This window comes from Pseudoalteromonas sp. APAL1 (assembly GCF_021532475.1).
Classification (GTDB): domain Bacteria; phylum Pseudomonadota; class Gammaproteobacteria; order Enterobacterales; family Alteromonadaceae; genus Pseudoalteromonas; species Pseudoalteromonas lipolytica_C.
This window is the reverse complement of sequence record NZ_JAKGAW010000029.1, coordinates 18,132-26,018: the sequence shown is the minus strand read 5'-3', so window position 1 is coordinate 26,018 and position 7,887 is coordinate 18,132. Positions and strand designations below refer to the sequence as shown.

Here is a 7,887-nt window from a genome sequence, read left to right as displayed (position 1 = left end):
AAATAAAGAAGATAAAAACACTTTATCTAATCAAAGAAAGGATATTTTATGAAGAATTTAGTTTGTAAGTTAGCTGTATTGCCACTAGCGGTTGCCTCAGCGTTTGCTGTAGCAAACACAAATCTTGTTGAAAATGGATCATTTGAAGCAGAAGTTGTTAGTGGTCAATGGCAATTATTCAATGAAATTACAGGTTGGACACGCAGCGCTAATGCCCCCTTTGAAGTACAAACAAATAGTTTGGGTATTCTTAAAGCAAAAGATGGCCAACAATACCTAGAACTTGGCTCTACGCAACAATATAGCGTGTCTCAAGTTGTATCAACAGAAGCTGGTAAAATGTATGAATTTAGCTTCTATTACTCAGCACGTGTTTCTGGTGATGACACAGCTAGTAAAGTTGAAGTATTTTGGAATGGTGAATCTTTAGGCGTTGTTAATGCTAAATTTAAAGGTTGGACAAAATACAGCTTTACTGTAGAAGCGAGTGAAGCCAGTTCAGAAATCACCCTAAAAGGTATTGGAACAGGTGGTAGTACCGGTGGCTTTATAGACAATGTATCTGTCGCTGAAGTTGCAGAATATTGCTCAGTTAAATCTGGTTTATACGCGATTAATAAATTTGGTTCTGATACTGAAGGCTACATTTATCACTTAGATCCAGAAACATCTGCAGTTTCACCAATTGCTGGTGTTACTAACACTGCTGCAAATATCGCTGGTAAAGACGGAAAGCTCTACTTTATGGAGCAGTTAGATAGCGAAACTAGAGATTCAAAAATCTATAGTCTTGATTTAGAAACAAATACACAAAGCGAACTAGCAGATACTAACTCGTACACTATTACCCGTTCGACAGTTTCTCCTGATGGACTTAACTTGCGTGCAACAAGCAAAACTTACATGTACGACTTCAACCTTGAAACTGGGGCGAAAGAAGTATTAGGTAAATTTAGCTTCGAAGGTGAAGAGTTCACCGGCGGTGATATCGCTTATTCATATGATAATAACGTACTTTACCTATTAACTGATAAAGCACTTTACACTGTAGATGAAAGCACGTTAGAACTAACTTTAGTTGGTGAGCATGGTGTAAATTGGGCATCAGGCCTAGCAGTTGCCGATGATGGTACTATTTACGTTACTGGCAGAAAGAGTGGTCAAAGCGCGAAACTTTATACGCTAGATCAAAATACTGCTGAAGCAACTTTTGTATTACGCGGTCCTGCACATCTGAATGACCTAACTTACATTAGTGAATCAGTTTGCTCAGTTGAATAAATACATTTGATATTTTAATGCCAGTTTAATACTGGCATTATTTCAACATCCCATCATTTTTATATAAAAACCTCTCCTCAACATTGATTTAAAATTACGCGTAACAAATCTGAAAAATAAAACAAACAATAAATAAGACCTTCAGAAAAAACACCTCGAAAAAAGCAATAACTTTTTAACTAGAAAAAATAAAAAACAAATACAAAAAACCTACCCAAAAAATAAATCAAAAAAAATAAAATTTAAAATAAGAAATTTCCTAGATAAAAACAACACAATAAAAGTCAACAGGTTAACAGTTAAATTCGTCAACACTTAATATAAAAAGACTAATATACATTTGAAAAAGAGCCGAATAATATTAGAATTTTAATATTAATACATAACGGAGAATGTCATGAAAAAATTTGTAACCAAACTAGCAGTTTTACCTTTAGCTATCGCATCTGGCATTGCAATGTCTAGTACAAATTTGGTAGAAAATGGTTCTTTCGAAAATACTGATCCTGTAACCGATCATAACGGCGAATGGCAGTTATTTGATCAAATTCCAGGCTGGACTAGAAGCAGTAATGCTAAATTTGAAATACAAACAAACAAACAAACGAGCTTACTAGCACAGGATGGTGAGCAACGCCTAGAGCTTGATTCAACAGAAAATTACAGCATCTCACAAAATGTATTGACACAAGCAGGTAAAAAATATGAGTTAACCTTTTACTATTCTGCTCGTTCAGAAGGAAATGAAACAACAAATAAAGCAGAAGTTTTTTGGAATGGTACCTCTATAGCTTTAGTAAACAGTACTACTCGAGGTTGGACAAAATATAACTTCACTGTTGAAGCAACTGGCGGTACATCTGAAATAATGTTCTCTGGTGCGGGAACCTCTGATTCATATGGTGCATATATTGATAACATCTCTTTAACTGAAGTTCCTGAGCCTTGCCCAGTTACTACAGGCTTATATGGTATTAATAATTTTGGTTCAGAAACCGAAGGCTACATCTACCACTTCAACCCAGAGTCAAATGCTGTAACCATTGTTTCAGGCGTGTCTAATACTGCATCAAATATTGCAAGTTATGGTGGTATGCTTTACTTCGTAGAACAATTAGATAGCACAACGAAAGCTTCAAAGATTCATAGCTATGATCTATTAAGTGGTGTGCAAGGAGAAGTTGCTGATACCACTTCATACCCTATTTACCGTTCTGTAGTGAAAGCAGGTGGCGAGACTTTACGGGCTACAAGTAAAACCTACATGTATGATTTTAACCTAGTGACCGGTGAGAAGGACATCGTTGGAAAGTTAACATACTCGGGTGATACATTCACTGATGGTGACATTGCCTACTCAAGTGACAATAATGTGCTTTACGTACTAACTGGTAAAGCTTTATACACCCTTGATGAAGGCAGCTTTGAGTTAACATTAGTCGGTGAGCATGGTATTCACTGGGCATCTGGTATTGCGATTGCGGATGACGGTACGATCTATGTATCTGGCCGTGAAAGCAAAGAAAACGCAAAAATTTATACTCTAGATCAAAATACTGCTGCAGCGACATTTGTAATGGATGGTCCTGCACATGTTAATGATTTAACTTATGTTAGTGAAGCAATTTGCTCATTCGAGTAAATTGATATAAAGCCATAAAATGCCAGCTTGTGCTGGCATTTTTTTATCTCGCGAAACTAAAAAGAAAAAACAAGCTTTTAAATAGCATTAAAGAAAACCCTAATAATGAATACCAAAATAATAAAAACAAACTAAACTTTAAAATAAAAACAATAGTAAAGTATAAAACAAAGCCAAAAAATAATATGAAAATTCCTAGGAGCATCTTAACCTATAACTTTCAATAACATACAAAATTACAAACCTAGCCAAAACAAGAAAACACAAACAACAATTGAAAACCACTTTAATTAAAATAAAATTAACTCATACATAAATAAAACCAAATATAAATGGGTTAATCATGATTAAAAAAATATCAAAACTAGCAATATTACCTTTAGCTATCGCATCAACTTTTGCTGTTTCAAATACTAATTTAGTTGAGAATGGTTCATTTGAAGCTGATGAAATAAGTGAAAGATCTGGTACTTGGCAGCTTTATAATGAACTTTCAAATTGGAGCAGCAGTGAAAGTGTATATTTTGAAGTTCAAACCAACCTTTTAAAGGAAATGACAGCACAAGATGGTGATCAGTATTTAGAACTTAACTCAACAAAAAATTATCGTATCTCTCAAAAAATAACAACAACTCCTGGTAAAACATATGAATTTAGCCTCTATTATTCTGCACGTGTTAACGGTGCACAAGGTACAAATAATATAGAAGTATATTGGAATGGTAGATTATTAGAAGCTTTAAATAGTAGTCAAAAAGGTTGGAAAAAATACACCTATACTATCGAAGCTACAGGAACAAAATCTGAAATCGCAATTGCCGGTGCCGGTGCAGCAAACGGCTATGGTGGATTAGTAGATAATATATCTGTTATAGAAGTTACAAACCCAGCAACTAACTTAGTTCAAAATGGCTCTTTCGAAGCAGACAGGGTAACTGCTGCTGATGGCCGTTATCAATTTTTTGAAAATTTAACAAACTGGACTGCCAATGAAAACCTATGGCTTGAACTGCAATCATCTGCTTTAGGTAAAATTGACGCACAAGATGGTGAGCAGTACTTAGAGTTAAATTCAATTGGTGCTTATAGCGCTTTTCAAGAGATACCTACAGAAGCTGGTAAACAATATGAATTTAGCTTCTATTACTCTGGCCGAGTAGATAATACCGAAGGTGTTAATGATGTTGAGGTGCTTTGGAATGGTGAATTATTGGAAGCCTTAACCACAACTCAACGTGGTTGGACTAAGTATAGTTACACAGTTGAAGGGACAGATGGAAGTTCACTAATTACATTAGCAGGTACGGGTAGTTATGCAGGTATTGGTGGTTTTATTGACAATGTTGTTGTTACAGAAATTGCTGAACCTTGCGCTGTTACTACCGGTTTATACGGCATCAACAACTTTGGCTCAGAAACAGAGGGCTACGTTTATCACTTTAATCCAGAGTCAAGCGCTGTGTCGATTATTGCTGGCCTTAACAATACGGCATCAAATATCGCTAGCAAAGATGGTATGCTTTACTTCATGGAGCAGCTTGATAGCAGCAGTAAAGCATCAAAAATCTACAGCCTAGATTTAGCCACTGACACACAAGCTGAAGTTGCAGATGTAACATCATTCCCGATTTATCGCTCAACGGTAACCCCGGATGGCCTATCTTTACGTGCTACAAGCAAAACATACATGTACGATTTTGACCTAGCAACAGGTGCGAAAACAGTATTAGGGAAGCTTTCGTATGAGGGGGATACTTTCTCTGATGGCGACATTGCATACTCAAGTGACTTCAACGTGCTATACGTTTTAACAGGTAAAGCACTTTATACTTTAGATATGGGTAGTTTTGAATTAACCCAAGTCGGTGAGCACGGTGTTAATTGGGCATCAGGCCTTGCAATTGCTGATGATGGTACAATTTATATTTCAGGTAGAGAAAACGGTGAGAATGCGAAAATCTATACCTTAGATCAAAACACAGCGGAAGCGACATTCGTGATGGAAGGCCCGTCACATGTAAGCGATTTAACATTTGTTAGTGAAGCAGTTTGCATGAAGTAAACTGAGTTTAAAGCCATAAAATGCCAGCTAAGCTGGCATTTTTTTATTAATCACTAAATTGGTATCATTTATTTGTTAGTTTCTTTTGCTCTAACATTTCTTTCCAATGCATCACTTCTGTTGGCAAAATAGGTGTTACACCTTTAAAGCCAGCGACTTCAAGCATTTCCTCAACGCTCACAACGCCATTCTTACGTTTAAATACACCACGCACATAAGCAATCGCATGTAGACCACGCTCAGAGTGAAACTTTTGCTCAATATAAAAGTATTTATGATCCCAGCCAACTAAACGCGTACTCACTGTGTATTTTTGAAGAGGTTTGATATCACGAATATAGGTAATTGCAGTCGCATTAACGATTGGGAACCAACGGCGTTTCATAATATGTTTTAGTAAGCCTACTCGCTCAGTCATCCAAGTACGAGCAAGATCCATCATCGCTAAATAACGAGAATTAGTTAGATGGAAATTAATATCGCAATCGGTTGGTAACGCTTTGAATTCAATATCAATCGTATCTAATAATTGTTGATAATCACGATTACGTTTAATTTTAAAAAACAGCAGTATTAGTCGAAAATAGAGGTTCACAGTAAAGGTCTAACCAGTTGATAATGCACAAAGTGTATCACAGCATATTGCTAAGGCGAATAATCTGCTCTAATCTGTGCATATATTAGTATAAAAAAAGAATAACCTAATGAAATTATTTAGTTTGGTAACTCTATTTAGTGCAAGCTTTTTCACCAGCTCAGCATTTGCTGACTTTAACTTTCCTGGTGAGGGCTCTTTACGCTATCCAACGGGTGTCGAAAAGGCATTTAAGTTTGGTTTTGCGTGGCAACAAGAAGCTGAGAAGTTCACCATTGGCGATAAAAGTTATGACATGTCACTACCAGAATCTTACTCTGTAGCCATCACGCTTAGTAAAGATGAAGAGCAAGTGTGGGTTCAAGAATTCAATAATGGCTTCATTGAAGGCTTTAGTTGGAATATTGCCGATCACACCTTAAAACTTGAAAAGAGAAAGTTCAGTGATTCTGTTAAAGGTGATTACGTAATTAGCCTTGATAACCGAGATTACTTTTTTGCCCGCAATAATATTAGTATCGTGATCAAATTCGATCACGATGGTATAAAAAATATCGCCATTGATGGTGTCACCAAAGATATGGGTACCAAACAATAGTATTCAATAGAAAAGTAAAAGGCTTAGTTTTCACCTAAGCCTTTTTTGCTTAATTAAATATTATTGCAAGCTGTTACCATTAAACCTTCACAGTCTTTCGGTTAATCCCATAATCTCTAAGTTTGTTTGCCACTGCGGTATGACTCAACCCCAAACGTTTAGCGAGCTGACGAGAACTTGGGTATGCAGGGTATAACTTACGCAATAGCGTTGCTTCAAAACGTTTTACCGCTTGGTCTAAGGTCCCTTCAAAGTCAGACTCAAGATAACCTAAATCATGGGTAAAAGTTGGTAACTGCAGGTGCTCAATACGTAATTCGTTATCATCTAACAAGGACACAGCACGGTAAATCGCATTTTCTAATTGGCGGACGTTTCCAGGCCAAGGATAATCCTGTAAAAAACGTAAGCAATCTTCCGATAATACAGGTACTGAATGACCATTCTGCTGGGCATACTTTTGAATAAAATGCTCTGCTAACGGGCCAATATCAGCTTTTCTATCGCGTAATGGTGCAATTTCTAGAGTTAGTACATTGATACGATAATATAGATCTTCTCTAAATGTGCCCTCTTGAACCATAGCAGGTAAATCTTTTTGTGTTGCAGCAACGATACGCACATTTACTTTTACTTCGTTTTCATCGCCAACTTTACGGAAAGTACCGTCTTGTAAAAAACGTAGTAGCTTAGTTTGCAGCTGAGTCGACATTTCGCCAACTTCATCTAAAAATACCGTACCACCATCAGCTTGCTCTAAAACGCCGCGTTTTGGTGCTGCGTTTTCTTCGTAGCCCGCATAACCAAATAATTCAGACTCTGCGACATCATCCGGCAGTGAAGCACACGATAATGCAATAAATGGTTTTACAGAACGATTTGACGCGTAATGACAGGCACGAGCTAAAAGCTCTTTACCAGTACCGGTTTCACCTGTTATGAGGATCGGAGCCTCTAACTGCGCCATTTTACGCGCCTCGCGAACAACACGGCGCATTGCTGTACTAAAATTATGTATGGTAGCAAAGCTTTCTTGGCCGTAACGACGAAACGCACTCACTTGCTGACCTAGGCGACTTTGCGACTTAATATTAATCACCGCGCCAGCTAATACATCTCCTTCAGCACCTTGTGGTACAGAAATAGGCAAAATATCTGCTATAAAGTCTTCACCAGCCACTTCTACCCGTGTGGTTTGACCAAGAACCTCTTTCCCTTCAAGCCAACGAGTAAAATTAAATCCTTTCAGCAAGTTATTGATGTTGGCGCCTATAACCTCACTTTCAGATAATTGCAGGTCGCGACAAGCAGCATCATTACACAAGCGCACCCACCCTTTTGCATCAATAGAAATAACACCATCAGGTAATGCACGCAGTAATGTATTTAATTCATTATGCTCTCGCTCAGAAGGTAAAAATGCAGTGGTACGGACATCTTTTACACCATCAATCAGGCGGATTGATGGCATAATTTTTTGGAATTGTTCAAACTCAATAGGTGGGAAACTGACGTACATACGACAATTTACCGAATCTACTTCGATGCCTTTTAAATCGACCTGGTAACTCACCAAGATATTGAGAATCTCTTGTGCGATACCTATTCGGTCAGCACAGTGGATATCTAAACGCATTACATCCTCAAAAAACGGGAACCTATAGTATGAGAATAATACGCTAAGTCCCATCAACTGGGTAGTCTATTGT

General features: G+C 37.3%; 6 protein-coding genes. 4 read left to right on the top strand and 2 right to left on the bottom strand.

The window, feature by feature from the left end:
* Nucleotides 1-48: 48 nt before the first annotated feature.
* From L1264_RS14285 to L1264_RS14275, 3 genes are all read left to right on the top strand, one after another.
* Nucleotides 49-1,281: a DUF642 domain-containing protein gene (locus L1264_RS14285; protein WP_199527000.1), complete on the top strand. Its 1,233-nt coding sequence runs from the start codon at nt 49-51 to the stop codon at nt 1,279-1,281.
* Between the two features lie 397 nt (nt 1,282-1,678).
* The gene (locus L1264_RS14280; RefSeq protein WP_138556815.1) at nt 1,679-2,923 is read left to right on the top strand and encodes a DUF642 domain-containing protein; all 1,245 of its coding nucleotides are present in this window, start codon (nt 1,679-1,681) and stop codon (nt 2,921-2,923) included.
* Nucleotides 2,924-3,266: 343 nt separating this feature from the next.
* A complete protein-coding gene (locus L1264_RS14275; protein WP_199527001.1) occupies nt 3,267-4,985 on the top strand; it encodes a DUF642 domain-containing protein in 1,719 nt (572 codons plus the stop codon).
* A gap of 64 nt (nt 4,986-5,049) precedes the next feature.
* Here L1264_RS14275 and L1264_RS14270 read toward each other — a convergent pair whose 3' ends face one another.
* Nucleotides 5,050-5,580, bottom strand: coding sequence for a thioesterase family protein (locus tag L1264_RS14270; RefSeq protein WP_135925649.1), 531 nt, complete (start codon nt 5,578-5,580; stop codon nt 5,050-5,052).
* Between the two features lie 109 nt (nt 5,581-5,689).
* On the opposite strand from L1264_RS14270, the gene L1264_RS14265 reads away from it, so the two are divergent.
* Nucleotides 5,690-6,178 carry a hypothetical protein gene (locus L1264_RS14265; RefSeq protein ID WP_135925652.1) on the top strand — a complete coding sequence of 163 codons (489 nt, stop codon included), beginning with the start codon at nt 5,690-5,692 and terminating at the stop codon, nt 6,176-6,178.
* A gap of 79 nt (nt 6,179-6,257) precedes the next feature.
* Here the strand turns inward: L1264_RS14265 and tyrR are convergent, their stop codons facing one another.
* Nucleotides 6,258-7,814: a transcriptional regulator TyrR gene (gene tyrR, locus L1264_RS14260; protein WP_135925654.1), complete on the bottom strand. Its 1,557-nt coding sequence runs from the start codon at nt 7,812-7,814 to the stop codon at nt 6,258-6,260.
* Nucleotides 7,815-7,887 lie beyond the last annotated feature (73 nt).

What these genes read in the sequence shown, in the direction of transcription:
- L1264_RS14265 (WP_135925652.1), top strand. Translation starts at nt 5,690, where the DNA reads ATGAAATTATTTAGTTTGGTAACTCTATTTAGTGCAAGCTTTTTCACC.
- L1264_RS14285 (WP_199527000.1), top strand. Translation starts at nt 49, where the DNA reads ATGAAGAATTTAGTTTGTAAGTTAGCTGTATTGCCACTAGCGGTTGCC.
- tyrR (WP_135925654.1), bottom strand. Translation starts at nt 7,814, where the DNA reads ATGCGTTTAGATATCCACTGTGCTGACCGAATAGGTATCGCACAAGAG.
- L1264_RS14280 (WP_138556815.1), top strand. Translation starts at nt 1,679, where the DNA reads ATGAAAAAATTTGTAACCAAACTAGCAGTTTTACCTTTAGCTATCGCA.
- L1264_RS14275 (WP_199527001.1), top strand. Translation starts at nt 3,267, where the DNA reads ATGATTAAAAAAATATCAAAACTAGCAATATTACCTTTAGCTATCGCA.